The organism is Thermanaeromonas toyohensis ToBE (assembly GCF_900176005.1).
Classification (GTDB): domain Bacteria; phylum Bacillota; class DSM-521; order Neomoorellales; family Neomoorellaceae; genus Thermanaeromonas; species Thermanaeromonas toyohensis.
The window spans coordinates 973,851-989,116 of record NZ_LT838272.1 but is presented as its reverse complement, the minus strand read 5'-3'; the positions used below and the strand labels follow the sequence as shown (position 1 = coordinate 989,116).

Annotated in this window: 13 protein-coding genes; 1 reads left to right on the top strand and 12 read right to left on the bottom strand. The window is 48.0% G+C overall.

The window, feature by feature from the left end; all coding sequences use genetic code 11:
• Positions 1-12 precede the first annotated feature (12 nt).
• The 12 genes from B9A14_RS04790 to B9A14_RS04735 form a co-directional block, all read right to left on the bottom strand.
• Positions 13-3,351: a glycosyltransferase gene (locus B9A14_RS04790; RefSeq protein ID WP_084664443.1), complete on the bottom strand. Its 3,339-nt coding sequence runs from the start codon at positions 3,349-3,351 to the stop codon at positions 13-15.
• Positions 3,352-3,365: 14 nt separating this feature from the next.
• Positions 3,366-3,704, bottom strand: coding sequence for a hypothetical protein (locus B9A14_RS04785; RefSeq protein WP_084664442.1), 339 nt, complete (start codon positions 3,702-3,704; stop codon positions 3,366-3,368).
• Between the two features lie 3 nt (positions 3,705-3,707).
• Positions 3,708-4,109, bottom strand: a complete 402-nt coding sequence (fliS, locus tag B9A14_RS04780; RefSeq protein WP_084664441.1) for a flagellar export chaperone FliS — start codon at positions 4,107-4,109, stop codon at positions 3,708-3,710.
• Positions 4,110-4,143: 34 nt separating this feature from the next.
• On the bottom strand, positions 4,144-5,532 hold the full coding sequence (fliD, locus tag B9A14_RS04775) for a flagellar filament capping protein FliD (protein WP_084664440.1): 1,389 nt from the start codon (positions 5,530-5,532) through the stop codon (positions 4,144-4,146).
• Between the two features lie 4 nt (positions 5,533-5,536).
• The gene (locus B9A14_RS04770) at positions 5,537-7,534 is read right to left on the bottom strand and encodes a tetratricopeptide repeat-containing glycosyltransferase family 2 protein (RefSeq protein WP_084664439.1); all 1,998 of its coding nucleotides are present in this window, start codon (positions 7,532-7,534) and stop codon (positions 5,537-5,539) included.
• 114 nt (positions 7,535-7,648) lie between these two features.
• Positions 7,649-8,467: a flagellin N-terminal helical domain-containing protein gene (locus B9A14_RS04765; RefSeq protein ID WP_084664438.1), complete on the bottom strand. Its 819-nt coding sequence runs from the start codon at positions 8,465-8,467 to the stop codon at positions 7,649-7,651.
• A 232-nt stretch (positions 8,468-8,699) separates the two neighbouring features.
• Positions 8,700-10,250: an S-layer homology domain-containing protein gene (locus B9A14_RS04760; RefSeq protein WP_084664437.1), complete on the bottom strand. Its 1,551-nt coding sequence runs from the start codon at positions 10,248-10,250 to the stop codon at positions 8,700-8,702.
• Between the two features lie 42 nt (positions 10,251-10,292).
• On the bottom strand, positions 10,293-11,207 hold the full coding sequence (flgL, locus tag B9A14_RS04755; protein WP_084664436.1) for a flagellar hook-associated protein FlgL: 915 nt from the start codon (positions 11,205-11,207) through the stop codon (positions 10,293-10,295).
• Between the two features lie 30 nt (positions 11,208-11,237).
• Entirely contained in the window at positions 11,238-12,692 is a 1,455-nt protein-coding gene (gene flgK / locus B9A14_RS04750) for a flagellar hook-associated protein FlgK (protein ID WP_084664435.1), read from the bottom strand.
• Entirely contained in the window at positions 12,689-13,084 is a 396-nt protein-coding gene (gene flgN / locus B9A14_RS04745; protein ID WP_084664434.1) for a flagellar export chaperone FlgN, read from the bottom strand. Before flgN ends, flgK begins: the two co-directional genes overlap by 4 nt.
• Positions 13,085-13,218: 134 nt before the next feature.
• Positions 13,219-13,473 carry a hypothetical protein gene (locus tag B9A14_RS04740; protein ID WP_157109776.1) on the bottom strand — a complete coding sequence of 85 codons (255 nt, stop codon included), beginning with the start codon at positions 13,471-13,473 and terminating at the stop codon, positions 13,219-13,221.
• Between the two features lie 17 nt (positions 13,474-13,490).
• Positions 13,491-13,850, bottom strand: a complete 360-nt coding sequence (locus tag B9A14_RS04735) for a hypothetical protein (RefSeq protein ID WP_084664432.1) — start codon at positions 13,848-13,850, stop codon at positions 13,491-13,493.
• Positions 13,851-14,330: 480 nt separating this feature from the next.
• Between B9A14_RS04735 and cysK the strand changes: the two genes are divergently transcribed.
• Positions 14,331-15,257 (top strand): cysteine synthase A, encoded by a 927-nt coding sequence (gene cysK, locus B9A14_RS04730; RefSeq protein WP_084664431.1) that lies wholly within the window; start codon positions 14,331-14,333, stop codon positions 15,255-15,257.
• Positions 15,258-15,266: the final 9 nt, after the last annotated feature.

The following is a 15,266-nucleotide window of genomic DNA, read 5'->3' as shown; positions in this document are numbered from 1 at the left end:
CTAGTTCAAGCTTTACAGCTTAGTATATTTTTGTAACTCTTGCAACACCACTTCTGCTGCTTTCTCCCACGTCCATTTTTCTAAAACATCTTGCCTTGCTTTCTTACCCTTTTTTTGCGCCTCCTCTTGATGTTCAAAAACATAGCGCAGGATCTGGCGAAGATGCTCTACGCTGGGCTTAGCCCAGCGGTGGCCCCAGTAAAGAGGAACATCAGTATCGTTCGGAACCTCCTCTAGACCCTCTATTTCAATAAGAAAGCTGTTTTCCTCCGTCATAAATTCTAAGTTACCGCTCCACTTGGTACCGATGGTGGGCAAGCCACAAGCCATAGCTTCCAGGTAGGGGCGCCCCCATCCCTCTCCCCGTGAAGGCAAAACAAAAGCATGGCAAGCCATATAAAGGCTTGGCATACGGCGGTATTCTATATTTCCCTTTAGGAGGGCTATCTTAGGGATTTTCTCCGGGTTCAAGCCTAAGCGCTCCCGTATGAAAGAGTAAATTTGCCCCTCTAATGTACCGGGCTTGTACCGGTTTAGCCTGGAGGCTTTAATAAGTAGTACGACCTCTTCTTGGGGTTTAAATTCAGTAAGATAAGCTGTTAAGAGCACATCCCATCCTTTCCGATCAATCCAATCAAGCACCGAGAGAAAGATAAAGCCTCCTTGCCTTACAGGCAGGTCAAGGGGTTCAGCTTGCGGGCTGAAGAGTTCAGGATCGATTCCTCCTGGTACAACTTTAAGTTTTTTTTCTCTCACGCCTGAAGCGCTGAAAGTCTCTACGTTAAACTGTGAGGGAACCCAAATCTCATCCATCCTGTTAAGGTAATCTACCCACTCTTCCGGAATCCGATCTGTCTCAAACATGATCCGTTGGATATTGACTGCTCCAGGGAAATACTCGTTTGCCACTTCCCCAAAAGTTGCGGCAGGAACAAGATGATGCACTACAATCAAGCTTTGTTGAGAGTTCTTCACTGAGTTCTGCTCCAGCAACCGTAGTCTGCGCCTTTCTTCTTCAGTAAGAATCCCTTTTACATCTTCTTTTAACCATATAGGGACTGTTTTAACCTTTAAAGGGTATTTACTGAGAGCAAAGACAAACCCCCGCGCTTCATCTCCATAGCCGCTCATGTCGTAAAAATGTCCTCGCCATATTACTTGTAGTTGCGAAGCAGCTTTCTTTTCTCCCTTCTGGCCTACCACTAGTATATCTACTTCATTGGTACTTGGCATAGTGCCACTATACAGCACCTTAAATCCCAAACTTTTTAGCATAATCTCTAAAAGCGGTAGAGGGTAAGGCCGGACATGGGAAATATCAAGCCAAAAAGAGGAAAGGCACACTTCGGGCTTAGTAAAGTTAGGAGTTCTGATTACTATAACTCCCCCCTCTTTTAAAGCCCGACTGCAGTAATAAATTAACTTTACTGCTTCGGGACCAGAAAAGTGTTCAATGATATGGCCCAGCATAATGCCGTCATACTCTTCGCAGCGCTCCTGCAAAAAGTCCAACGCGGAAGCTACTTGTACACGCAATCCCTTTGCTTGGGCTTTCTTAACCACCACTGGGTCGATATCTATTCCTTCTCCTTCCGCCCCTATCTCCCGCAGCATTTCTAAAAAGATACCTTCGCCGCAGCCCACATCTAAAATTCGTTGACAGCCCTCAAAGTGGGGAAGTATTTCTTCGCGTATGATTTGATGTATATAGGGATTTCCTTCGAAAGCATGAGCAATAGCGGCGATGATTGTATGTACATCCGCTTTCTCTGTCTCCTTGGGGAGAAGTTCAGCCAGTCGCTTTACTTCTACACGATACCAGCTGCTTGCCCAAAGATCAAATTCTTCTTTCAAAAGTGCCTTTACTGTGGCCAGGTTTTCGGCTACCCCTGGGAGATCCGGTTTAAGGTTAAAAGCAGTTTCATAAGCGATTTCGGCTGCTCCATAGTCTCCTAAGCCAGCAAGGGCGCTTCCCAGGGCTGCCCAAGATTCGGGGGAACTGGCATCGCTTTTTAGAGAATTGATTAGGTATCTAGCAGCCGATTCAAAGTTACGCTTTTCGAGATGGATAACACCAAGGTTATAATTAGCTTCTGGGTTATCTGGCGTTATTTCTAAAACTTTCTGGAAGAACTCTTCTGCTCTTTTCTTGTCATCACTTGTATAGGCCTGGACTCCTTGCTGTAATAATTCTTCTGGACTGTTTTGGAAAAACTTTGCTTTACTGGTTCTCTCCTTTTGTTTAAGCTCGTCAAAACGAGTTCTTGCTTTGGCTGCCACCTCGTTCCAGTTAAACCTTCTGGCCACTTCTTCTGCTGCCCGGCTCCCTATAACGCGCGCTTCCCCAAGATTCTCGTATACCCAGCGCAAAAGGTGAATTAAATGCTCAACATCAGGTTCCGCCCAATAAGGGTAACTAACTGTCTCCAACTCACCTACCCTTTTTTCTTTCCCTGCTTCTAATCTAGCTCGGATAAGCAAGGCGTTTCCTTCATGGCAGAAATCAAGGCAAGCACCATATCCAGTAACAATTACCGGAAGCCCGCACGCCATAGCCTCGAGTATAGGAAGGCCGAAGCCCTCCCCCCGGTAAGGATGCACTAGGCAGTTACAGGAGCAGTAAAGGGCAGCCATTTCCCTCTCATTAAAGTTCTCCTCAAGGTAAAGGATCTCGGGTATCCCTTTCTGCCCTTGAAGTTCTTTAATCTTGCTACCCATTCCCTGGTTCCGGTAAAAAGAGTTAGTACCAAAATCCTTTATGACCAAACAAACGTCATCCTTGTCAGAGAAAGCACTCAGGTAAGCCTTTAACAACACATCAGGTCCTTTGCGGGGGATAGTTCCTCCAGCAAAAAGAAATTTGAAACCTTTACGGGTGGGCAAGGAAAGGGGAGGGACTTCAGGATGAAATATTTGAGTGTTTACCCCGTTAGGTACCACCTTAACCTTCTCAGGGTCAACCCCACTCTGGATGTAGGTTTCGCGTACAAAGCTCGAAGGTACCCATACTTCTGTCACCGCAGGGCTATTGGCAAACCTTACCCAAGCCACAGGAAGGGAACCGTATTCCCAGGGCTGGATCCATATAAGACGCCCTTCAGCAGCACTCAGCAGTGGGGGCCAGCGGTGGCGGACAGTAAAGTCTACGTGTGCGGGACGTTGGTTTACACGCGATGCCAAAAGAGCAAAACGTGGATCAATTGAGGTCTCAAACTCATCAGGCTCATAAGGTTTAATCCCTATCTCTAAGTGCTCGTCCTGGAGCAAAGCAAGGACGAGTTCCCGGTTAACTAATGCCAAGCTATGATAGACAAAAAAGGAGCCCTCCCATATAATACCATAGCGTACCATCAATTACCATCCCCTCAGCAACGCCGTTCAAACAACCTATTCCTGACAGGTGCTAAGGCTCTCTGGTGTTGGATTAATTCCCGCCACTTTTGTAGTTGGCAAAACTCTTCTGCTACCTTTTCCCGCCAACGGACTAACTCCTCCCGCGCTGCTTCCTCCTCGGCCAGGATTTCCTTTACTAAACAGGCAGACTGGTCGCCGGGGTGATAAATCGCAAGCTTTTGGGAAAGTAGGAGGCTTAGCCGCTCTTTGGCGGCTAAGATATGCTCTAAATCTTCTCCTTGCCTTTCAGCTATAGCCTTTCGTTGGGCTCGGGCCAGTTTAAGCCAAGCCCGCAAAAACCTTTCAGGCAAACTTCACACCTCCAACCCCTTAGAGGAAAAAGAAGTTAAACAAGGAGCTGCCTGTTTAATAGCTTCTTCCCAGGTAGATCGCATCTCCTTCAAGTACCTTTGCACTTCTAGCAACACCTCTCGGTCTTTGGCCACGTTGGCCGCAAACAGTCTAGCCAATAGGAGATCATAAAACTTCTCCAAGGATTTACCTATTTCGTAAGAGGTATCTAGAGAATTCTTAAGCTCAGTTATAATCTCCTCCACCCGGATAATAAGGCGGTTAGCTTCTGTAAAATCGCGGGCAGAAATAGCTTCCATAGCACGGGTAAGAAAGTTTATAGCTCCATCATAGAGGAGAAGAATGAGGCGTTCCGGTGATGCCGTAGTAACTGCCATCTCCAGGTATTTATTAGCTATCTCCATAAAAACCTCCTCCTTTACTTACCTTTAACTTAACTTACTTATTGTTAGCAGCCTTGCTAAATTGCTGAGCAAGCCAAGTGCTCTGGGCGTTAAGGCGGGCTAGCCATTCCTCCATGGCGTTGAATTGCTGCCAGAGGACCCTCTCCCGCACCTTCAATCGTTCTTCCATGGCCTGGATCTGATCTTCAATACTCCGTATACCCTGGGAGAAAAAGTCCTCTTTGGCCTTAAGGAAACCTACACCTGACTGGCTTCCAGTAAGCCAGAGATCTAGGATCTTGCGTAAGCGTACCGCCACGCCGTCAGCCGAGCTAGGCGAAGAACTACCAGAATCCTTGTTAAAAAGCGAGGCTACCTGATCGGGTGCAGCAGCTAAAGCCTGCGAGAGTTTGGCCTCATCGATGACTAAGGTAGGCGCCTCTCCGGATGTACTTACCCCTATCCCGCTTAGGCTATTATAAGGGGAACTAGCTCCCTCGACCAATCCCGAAACCCAACGCCGTAAGCTAGCCTCTAGCTGGGAAAGGGAAGAATCGCCTATAAGAGTTCCGGCCGTTCTAGTGTTAGCATCATATTGGATATTACTAGAAATATCCTGCATGAGGGTATTATATTTGTCTACAAAGGCCTTTATCTTACCTATGATATATTGCCCATCGAGTTTCACTTCTAGAGTAGCAGAGCCAGCTCCTTTAAGATACAAAGTAAGGCCAGGGATAGCATCGCTTACTGTATTGCTACCGCGAGTAAGATTAAGGCCATTGACCGTAAAAATGGCATCCTGCGCTGCTACTAGTTGATTAGCTATAGCTCCCGTAGAATCGAGGATACCCAAGGACTGGAGCACCTTGGTGGTAGGGTCATCAGCAAAATTTATGGCTCCTGCTGTCCCTGTAGTCTGGCTAGTGATAACTAAGCGATAGCTTCCAGTTTGCTGTAATACCACCGTAGCAGTAACTCCAGCGCCAGCTGCATTAATCTTATCCCGTATGGAGTTAAGAGAATCCGAAGTGGTCACTGTTATGCTCTTACCGTTGATGGAAAAAGTGCCGCTTAAATTTAGAGCAGTAGTCGGATCAGTATAGGCTGAGGAGGCCACGCTTTGGGCCTGGGCCAACTGGGTTACAGTAATATCGAACTTACCTACCGAAGCACTAGTTGCCGCCTGAGCCTCTACTACAGAGGTGTTAGAGGAGGTTGCTACTTTGACAGCGAAAGTAGATGAAAGAGTAAGGTCAAATAGAGCGGCGCGCAGGGAGCTGAGCTCCTGGCCTATCTTCTCCCAGGCCTCCCTTTGCTTTTCTAACAATGCCTCTTTGCTCTTAAGAATTTCTATAGGCTTGCGCTCTAAAGACATGAGCTTGTCTATGATGCTCTGGGTATCAAGTCCAGAAAAGATCCCCACTATCCGCATATCAGCCATTTTTTCATCCTCCTCGCTTAACGCTTATGTTTTCTAGAAGGGGGAGAAGGCTTTTAAGGGGTTCAGCATGAGGAAACACTTCTAGCCCCCTCCTGGCCACCTCCGCGGCTTCTTCATAACGCCCTAAAAAGGAGAGCTCTTTGACCAAGGCAGTATACCATCTAAGGTAGCCTTTCCCCTCCCGTAAGGCTTCTTGATAAAATATTACTGCTTCTTCATGCAATTCCTTAGAAGCTGCTACCTCGCCCAGTATAGCGAGCCCCTCGGCATCTTTTTTCCCCTCTTTTACTGCGGCCATAATCTCTTCTGCCGCCAGTTCACCAAACCCTCGGCTATGATATAACTTTCCTAGTCTAAGAAAGCGCTCAGGAGCAGGTAAAAACTCTAGCAAAGAAAGAACTTCTTCAAATTCTTCAAAAGCCTCTAGATCGAGAAGCCTGCCCAGCAAATCTAGGAGAATTTGCGCTGCCTCTTCTTCTTCCTCTGGTAAAACTTCTATATACCCATCTTTATTAATAAGCCGCTCTAAAAAGGCAAGGTACACACGGCGTGGGAGATCGAACTTATCGGGTAACTTAACCAGCTCCTCTTTGGCTTTTTCTTTCTTCCCCTCCAAAGCTAAAGCAAAAGCCCGGGCTAAAAGAGCATTAGGATAAAGGAAACTAGCAGGCGGTATCTGGGCTAAGGCTTCTAAAGCTTTAGGATAATACTTTAAGTTAAGGAGTATCTCCCCTTTAATAAAGTAGCCTTTTATAGAAAAAGGATTTAACTCAAGGGCTTTTTCTGCAAAACTTAAAGCTTCCTTAAAGTACTTATGGGCTGCAAAAGCTTGAGCTAATAAAAGAAGGGTTTCCTCATCTTCTAAATCTATGTAGGAAGAAACAAGCATCCTAGCCTTCTCTGGTGAACCTGGAAGCAAAAGAAGCCTTGTTAAGTTAGCAAGGGCTGGATAAAAACGTTTATGGGTTTTTAAAGCTTGGGCATACATTTTTACTGCCTGTAAGAGGTCCCCCGTGCGCTCATATAACTGTCCTAGCATAAAGTAAGCGTAGTAACTACCTACCCCTTGTTGAGTTATATGATGGGTGGCTGACTCTCCCCGCGTCAAACATTCTTTAAAGGAACCTTCTGCCCGGTAAAAATCGCCCTGCTCCAAATAGATATGCCCTTCCAGAAAAACAAGATCAGTATAATCGGGATAAACCTCTTTAGCATCGGCAATTACCCGCAAAGCATCCTCAAACTTTCTAAGTTCTTTAAGGCACAAGGCAATATTGCGTACTAGAATGGGAGCATAACCCACGGCCAGGTCGGGTAGATACTTAAAAGCAGTACGGAATTCTTCTAAAGCAGCCGCACAATTTCTCCGGCGTAGATACTCCACTCCTAGGTTAAAACGGTTAAAAGCATCCTCAGGAGATTCCCTCACTGCTTTCTCCAGCAAAGCTAAATTGCGGTCTACTTTCTTCCTGCCCCGCACGGGGGCGCTTAAATATCCATAGTGGTTAATCTTTATATCAGTAAACTCTACTTTGCCTCCCTGGGAGTAAATAGAGGCCATAATTTGCTCGTGAATAGCTCCTGTAAAGCGATATTCTGGGCGGTTACGGAAGATACGCGGTGAAGGATTAATGACCGCTTCCATTCCTTCTTTCTCGCCTACAAAGTTAACTACCAGCACGCAATAACCATCGGCCTGGGGAGAGGAAAGAAGCTCCCTGATCCTTTTACCCTCTCCTTCTGCTAATTCCTCATCAGCATCTAGGTAAATTATCCAATCTCCTGTAGCGCAGGAAAGAGAAAAGTTCCGCGCCTCGCTAAAACTTCCCGACCAGGGGAAATGATAAACTTTAGCTCCCAGTTCCGCCGCAATGGCCGGGGTACGATCGGTGGAGCCTGTATCCACTACCACGATCTCATCTACTATACCCTGCACACTTTTAAGGCAGCGGGGAAGGTTTTCCTCCTCATCCTTTACAATCATACAAAGGGAAAGCTTCACTCTCCTCACCCCTTAATTTCTTTAATCGGCCTCCAAAAGATAACCTTTAGCAGCCTAAAGCAAAAAGGGAAGGGCGAAGTAAAGCCCTCCCCTTCTCTATAAAATAAACACTTTTTACCGCAGTAGCTGTAAGACAGCCTGGGGAGACGTATTGGCCTGGGCCAGCACAGCCACACCCGCCTGTTGCAAGATCTGTAACTTGGTGAAGTTCATCATCTCCTGGGCCATGTCCACGTCGCGGATACGGGATTCAGAAGCCTGTAAGTTCTCCGAAGCCACGCTTAAGTTAGCAATGGTATGCTCTAAACGGTTCTGGACAGCACCGAGATTAGCCCGGCTCATAGATATAGCGCTGATAGCGGCATCAATACTAATAATAGCCGAATTAGCCGCCAGGCTGCTGCTGACATCGAGGCTATTCACTCCTAGCGCGGCAGCTGAAGCAGTACCTATAGTGACAGTTATCCCTTGGGTTTGATTAGCTCCAATCTGGAGCCATTTACCACTAAACGTGCCATCAAGCAATTTTTGCGTGTTGAACTCAGTAGTACTAGCGATCCGATCGATCTCCGCTACCAACTGGTCAATCTCCGCCTTAATAGCCTGGCGATCTTGAGTCGTTAAGGTGTCGTTGGCCGCCTGCACCGCTAGTTCCCGCATGCGCTGCAAGATGGCGTGGGTCTCATTTAAAGCGCCTTCTGCCGTCTGGATAAGGGAGATGCCGTCCTGGGCGTTACGGACAGCCTGATTTAAACCCCTTATCTGGCTGCGTAGCTTTTCTGAGATAGCCAGGCCTGCTGCATCGTCCCCCGCCCGGTTGATCCTTAAGCCTGAGGAGAGCTTTTCCATGGACTTGGCCAAGAGGGTGGAAGTTTGGTTGAGGTTGCGCCAGGCGTTAAGAGCCTCTAAGTTATGATTGATCCTAAGCCCCATGCTTTCCTATCCTCCTCCCCTTAAGGTAAGATTTTCCTTTGTCTTACCGTTTTGCCCCGCGAGCCGCCGGTCGGCCGCCCCGTCGGATATCGCGAAGCTTTTACGGCTCTCTTCTCTATTTCATCGCCACCTATCTCTTTAACTTTAGCCCCAAAAATCCAAACGCATTGTTTCTTGCTTCAGGTAACTTGCGCCTTCATCAACAACCTTAAAAAGGTCTTCTAAAGCGGGGTTATAACTTCCTTAGCTTCTTAAGCAAGCGGTAGGTCAGAGTTAAAGCTTCAGCCCTGGTAAGCTTACCTTGGGGATCAAACTTTAAAAGTTTCCCTGCGCCTGGTTTTCCCACCATAAGCTTGGTTTTGTATACGGCTAGCACTGAAGAGGCAGCCCAGGGGGAGATTAAGTTTGCGTCTTCAAAGGTATTAGCAAGCTCCTGCTTAACCCTCTCCCCGTCATCCAATAGTTTAAGCCCTGCCACCCGGGCCAGTATAGCTGCAGCCTCTTCGCGGGTTAGCTCTTGGGCTGGCCTAAAGGTTCCATCGCTATACCCCACTATTATGCCGTTCTTGGCGGCCGTCTCTGCATACTGCACCGGCATATGGAAAGCGTCATAAATCCGGTAGGGAGTGCTAGGGGTAGAGTAATTGCCGAAATAAGAGGAGCTTATATCTTCGGGCAAGGCCTGGTAAAAATATTTCCCGTTAAAGAGCCCATCATTAAATATTTGCTCAGCTTGAGAGCTCGGTTTCTTAGTTAGCGGTAACCCTAAACCCTTAACGAGCATAGTAGCAAATTCTAAGCGGTTTACATTATTAACTAAGCCAAAATTGCCATCGGTCCGGTCCAGGGGTAAGGGTTCAGCTACCCCTTTAGCCCATAAAGGCATAACACAGGGATAAGACCAGGCCACATCCAGGGCAGGATCGCTAAATTCACCAAAACTCCTCTGGGCCAAGAAAACCCCGTAGTATCCAGTTCCAGCCCCGCTAAACTGGAAGGGGGCTGTCACCGTATGCTTGCTTATATCTACATACCCGCCTAGAATGTAATTATTGGTATCGGCAAAGTTCTGATCCGGGCTAAACCAAATGGCCAAACCATCTGCGGCTGCAGGGCTTACCTGAGGGTCGTAAGGCAGAGTAAGCTCCCCCGGTTGCATTAAGTATACCCCTTGGGCCACTGAAATCTTAAGAAGGTAAGGGATACCAGGGCTTACCAGCAGGTGATAATTATCAGGCCGGCTAGATGCGCTTACAATCTCAAAAGTAATCTTGGTATCCTCTCCTGGAGCATCTCCCCATAGCTGCCCATTGCCATCTACCAGGAGATTATCCCTGGGGTAGCTTAAGGTTACTGCCCGGTTGAAGGCCTCTATTCTGCCGCTAGGCGGTAGCGAAGGCACCTCATAGGTCAGCCCCGGTACAGGCGTGGTAACGTACATCAAGCTAAAATTAAAGGAAGCTGTCCCGCTTGCACTTTGAGCCACTACGCTTATATCGTTCCTACCCGGCAGGAGAGAAAACCCATATTCCCATGTATAGGCTTTCCCTACCACCGAAGTAGCTTGCTTATTGTTTATGAGTACTGAGGTAGCCTCTCCCGCGCTATCATAAACGGAAATGGTCACCGTTTTAGTGCTTACTAATTTAATCTCCCCATTACTCACCGGAGCACCACTTACTGTTACCTGCAGGCTAATAGCAGCTAGCGCTGGCTGGGAAAATAAAATAATGGCCAGCGCGCAAGCTACTAGCCACAGAGCTACCTTAGAAAAACGAAACACAAGGAATCACCTCTTTAAAGTTTCTACTAAAGAGGAATAGGACTAACGCAGGTAATTAATAAGAGTGGGCTGGAGTATCATGGCCGCTGTAGCTAGGGCTGCCTGGTAGACATTCTCTTGATTTTTATAATTCATAACCGTTTCCGCCAGGTCTATATCCTCCAGTTTGGACATGGTTTCTGTAAGGCTCGCTTTGGCACTAAAGAGGCGCTCCTGGGCCATCCTTACCCGGTTGCTCTTAGCTCCTAAGGTAGCCCGGATGTTAAGGATATGGTCTATAGCCTGGTCCAGCTCACCTAAAGTTTTAGATAACCCAGGGTAGTTACCATCTAGTAAAGCCTGGTAAAGATCCTGGAGTACCTGGAAAATACTTTTATCAGGCACCCCATCTCCATCGCTATCAACTGCTTGCATAAAGGTTTTGTTTCCATTTTCATTAACAGCCATGGTTACCTGGGGAGCTACTTCCCACTCCAGGGCCTTATCATCGCCATTATAAACTACTATGCCTCCCGCCCGGCTAAAAGGGGGTAAGGTGGTGTAGCTACCGCCAAAAAGATAGCGTCCTCCATAAGAAGTATTGGCTGTCTGGATTAGCTCATCGATGAGCTGGTCAACCTCGGCTGCTAGGGCTTCCCGGGAAGCTTGGGGTAGGGTACCGTTGGCCCCATATACAGCAAGTTCTTTAGCCCTTTGCAAGGTAGAAGTAGCCATGTTTAGAGCACCCTCCGAGGCGTCCAGCCAACCTCGGGCATCATCCATATTTTTGCTATATTGCTCGTCCTCAGCCAGGGCTGTCTTAAAAGCGAGGACCCGGGCTACAATGATGGGATCATCGGAAGGCCGGCTGACCGTTTTACCTGAGGAAAGCTGCTTCTGGGTGCGGCTCAAGATTTCCAGGTTATGGTTTATATTGGTGAGGAGATTATTTATAAGCATCTGGTTGGTGACGCGCATAAAACTTACCACCTCTTAAAGGCTTAGAAGTTAATGCGCTGCCATGCGATTTATGAGGGTATCTAGCATTTCATCCAAGGTGGTTATAACCCTGGCCGCCGCTTCATACCCATGCTGGAACTGGATCATATAGGCCATCTCTTCATCCAGGGAGACTCCAGATATGGACTCCCGGCGGTTAATAAGCTGGTCTACTAACGATTTTTGGTTAGTAGCCATGCGCACCGCCTCATGGGCTGCCACTCCCAGGCGGGCGGTAAAATTCTTATAGTAATCCCCAAAGGTGACCCCACCTAGCTCGCTTATCCCTTCGCTTTTTAGCTGTGCTATTTTTAAGGCATTACTGCCATCGCCCGGTCCTCCATCAATAGCTGCGGCCACCTTAGTTACATCCTGCTTGATAGCCGGGTTTACGTCTATATTAGCAGCGGTAAAAGTGGAGCTCCCATCCAGCGTTATAAAAAAGTCTTCGCCCGGTGCACCATTTAAATCTTTACCTGCTGCGTGGAGATCATTTATCCTCTCTGCCAGGCTTCGGGTCAAGGTATTTAAATCCGTTTTAAAAGTTTCTAGCTGCTCCCGGGCTGCTTCCAACCCCTTCAATTCCCCATTATTTATAGTAAAGGGGGTCCCGTCACTTAAAGAGAGCACTGTATTATTAGTCACCGGATCGCGGCTATAGGTCAAGGTGCGGATTAGATTCCCATTTGAGTCTACTTCTACTAAATTTATAGTGTATTCCTGAGAAGAATCAGCCAGGAGCACCTGTACTGCCCCATTATCTTCTACTTTAACCTTAAAATCGATAATCCGGGCCAGCTCATCCAAAAGCTTGTCCCGCTGGTCTAAGAGATCATTGGGCTGGTCGCCGGCTAATTTAATGGCTACAATCTGTTTATTTAAGTCGGCAATTTGCCGGGCTAGAGTATTGACCTCTGTGGCTTTTATCTCCATCATCTGGTTTAAATCTTCGCGGATGGTCTCTAACTGCTGGTGGGTGTGGCGCAACGCCTCAGCCAGGGCAGTAGCCGTCTCCACTACTGTCGTCCGCACCGGCGAGCTCTCCGCGTTTTTAGATAGCTCCTGCCAGCTAGCCCAGAACTGGTTTAAAATAGTGTTAAACCCGGTATCCGAAGGCTCGGCAAAAACTTCTTCGATCTCTTGCAGAGCGTCTCGCCGGCGTTCCCAGGCTCCCAGGGCATGGGTCTCATAGCGTATTTGGGTGTCTAGAAATTCATCTCTTACGCGCCTTACTTCCTGGACCTCCACCCCCGTCCCTACTTGCCAGCCCTGGCCGCCGGGCCGGTTCATAGAGGGCACCGGATAAGCCGCTGCAGGTACCATTACCACCCGCTGGCGGGAATACCCCGGAGTACTAGCGTTGGCAATATTATGAGCTGTAGTCTGGAGGGCCTTCTCCTGCGCCATGAGCCCCCGCAGGGCAGTATTGATCCCAAAAAAAGTGCCGCCCGGCACTATTATCACCTCTGCTCATCCAGTATAGCCGGCCGCCCATTAAGATACCGGCTTAAAAGGCCCATAATTTTCTTAGCGTATGCCAGGGACTGCCGGATAAGCAACATATTGGTTTCATTAATTTCCTTAATATCTCGGGCGCAAGCCTCCATCTTTTGCCGAAGCTCAAGAACGCCTTCCTCTTGCGCCTTAGCTTCCCTGGCCTCCTCCCAAAGCCGCCTTTCCTTTTCTAGGGTGGCTAGTTCCTTTAAAAGTTCCTCTTGGGCCTTAACTGTTTCCTTTATACCCGTAAGGTCATCCCGGCGCAAAAACTCCTGCTCCTTAAGGCAGAGTTCCCGCACCTTAAGCAGTATATCTAGCTCGCGGGACAAATAGGCCAGCGTTCCGGCCGCCTTGGCCATTTGCCCTCCCCGCCTTTATTCGCTAATAACCTTTCTTTAACAAATTATCGGGAGAGAATAACAAAACTTAAGAACAAAGTATCCGGTCAGCCATACAAATTAAAAATCGGGGGTGATCCTTTACCCCCACGCATTCACTTTCGTGTCCTCCGGGGCTTGCCTGGGTACAGTGATTTCATGATCTCGTAGTCCTCCTGGGAAATTATCCAGTAGTCAGCAGCTATATGTAGCACTACTTCCAAAAGGGCCTGCTCCTCCAAACCCTCCCGGCGATAAAGCTCAGAAAAAGCCCTAGCCGTCTCATAGTCGTGCCGCAGCAAGCGGTGGCCCCAGGCAAACCGCCGGACTTCTTCATCCATAAAGCGATGTATGAGCTCTATGGGCTCCACACCGAGGAAAAATCTTGTTATAGCGAGGTGTTCCCGGAGGCCTGTTCTCCACTTGGTGATTTTCCCTCAGCAACCATTTTATTATGGACTTCCTCAAAAAGCTCAGCTATCTCTTTCTCACCGTACCTATCTTGCATATGCTGGAACTTCTGTAACACTTTAGAATAAGCCTGGCCCCATACTTTCCAGTTCTCATTTATAGCTTTAATCTCCAGACCTGACTTTTCGTCTTTTGCCTGTTCTACTAGTGTCACCATCTCCTCCTTCTGCAGGAGGTTTGTCGGCTTCAAGTTCAAAAGCGCATTGATATCCCTCTCTAAGATCTGGCTCAAGGCCTGCGACCGCAAAATGGCCGTCCGCAACACTTCTTCCTGCATCCTGTTTCCCCTCCCTTGTTAAAACGTATTTTTTCCAGATATATTTCTTTTGCACCAGTGGCCGGTGGCTATAAGCACGGTAAGCATACTCTAGCCAATAATAAGGTTTATACCTAAAGGATACCCACCGGTAAGGCCTAAAGTTCAGTATGTCCACCCTCCTTTCTGGGGAGATGGATTTCTTACCCTTATACTTGGAAGTTCGACATATATCTGCTAATTCCTCTTTGGCAATAGGGTCTATTATTATGGTGCGTTAACGTAGGCAGGCCTGCGCGCTAAGGAAAGCTCTGCTTTATTAGCCTATACTCTTGACAGCCCCGCTCCTGGAATTTAAAATATCTTTAAAGACTAATTATAAGTATTCCGGTCGGTTTTATCTAGAAACTTGCACTAAGTTTAATCCAGCCCGCCAACTTTAATCAAATCTAATCAAGTTAAAAGCTCTAAACAAAATCTTGAGATAGGGAGGCCCATATCATGGAAAGGATCTATAACAACATCACTGAACTCATCGGCCGCACCCCCTTAGTTCGCCTGAACAGGATAAACAACACAGGTGCTGAAATAATCGCCAAACTAGAATCCTTCAATCCCCTAAGCAGCGTTAAAGATCGGATAGGCCTGGCCATGATCGAAGCGGCAGAAGAGCAGGGACTCATAGACAAGGACACCGTCATCATCGAACCCACCAGCGGCAACACAGGGATCGCTTTAGCCTTTGTCTGCGCAGTGAAGGGATATAAGCTTATACTTACCATGCCGGAGACTATGAGTATCGAGCGCCGTAACCTTCTTAAGGCTTTCGGGGCCGAACTGGTCCTTACCCCTGGGTCGGAAGGGATGAAAGGTGCTGTAAGTAAAGCTTATGAGCTGGCCAAGGAATATCCGAAATCCTTTATACCCCAGCAATTCCGCAATCCCGCCAATCCGGCCATCCACCGCCGGACCACTGCTGAAGAGATCTGGGCTGATACAGGAGGCCGGGTGGACATTTTCGTAGGTGGCGTAGGTACAGGAGGCACCATCACTGGAGTAGGGGAAGTACTTAAGGAACGCAACCCCTCGGTACAGATCATAGCTGTGGAGCCAGCGGAATCTCCAGTCTTGTCTGGTGGTATGCCTGGTCCGCACAAGATACAAGGTATAGGGGCAGGATTCATCCCTGAAATCCTCAACCTAGATGTTATAGATGAGATCATCCAGGTGACTTCCGAGCAAGCCATGGAAACCTCCCGCCGCCTGGCCCGGGAAGAAGGGTTGCTAGTGGGCATCTCGGCTGGAGCTGCTGCCTACGCTGCGCTAAAAGTGGGTAGGAGGCCTCAAAACGCTGGTAAAAGAATAGTGGTGGTGCTTCCCGATACTGGCGAGCGCTACCTCTCCACGCAACTCTTTCAAGGAGCATAACCTCTTCTA

Coding starts and splice junctions, on each gene's coding strand:
- fliS (WP_084664441.1), bottom strand. CDS start 4,109: ATGGAGATAGCTAATAAATACCTGGAGATGGCAGTTACTACGGCATCA.
- B9A14_RS04765 (WP_084664438.1), bottom strand. CDS start 8,467: ATGGGGCTTAGGATCAATCATAACTTAGAGGCTCTTAACGCCTGGCGC.
- B9A14_RS04735 (WP_084664432.1), bottom strand. CDS start 13,850: ATGCAGGAAGAAGTGTTGCGGACGGCCATTTTGCGGTCGCAGGCCTTG.
- flgL (WP_084664436.1), bottom strand. CDS start 11,207: ATGCGCGTCACCAACCAGATGCTTATAAATAATCTCCTCACCAATATA.
- fliD (WP_084664440.1), bottom strand. CDS start 5,532: ATGGCTGATATGCGGATAGTGGGGATCTTTTCTGGACTTGATACCCAG.
- flgN (WP_084664434.1), bottom strand. CDS start 13,084: ATGGCCAAGGCGGCCGGAACGCTGGCCTATTTGTCCCGCGAGCTAGAT.
- cysK (WP_084664431.1), top strand. CDS start 14,331: ATGGAAAGGATCTATAACAACATCACTGAACTCATCGGCCGCACCCCC.
- B9A14_RS04790 (WP_084664443.1), bottom strand. CDS start 3,351: ATGGTACGCTATGGTATTATATGGGAGGGCTCCTTTTTTGTCTATCAT.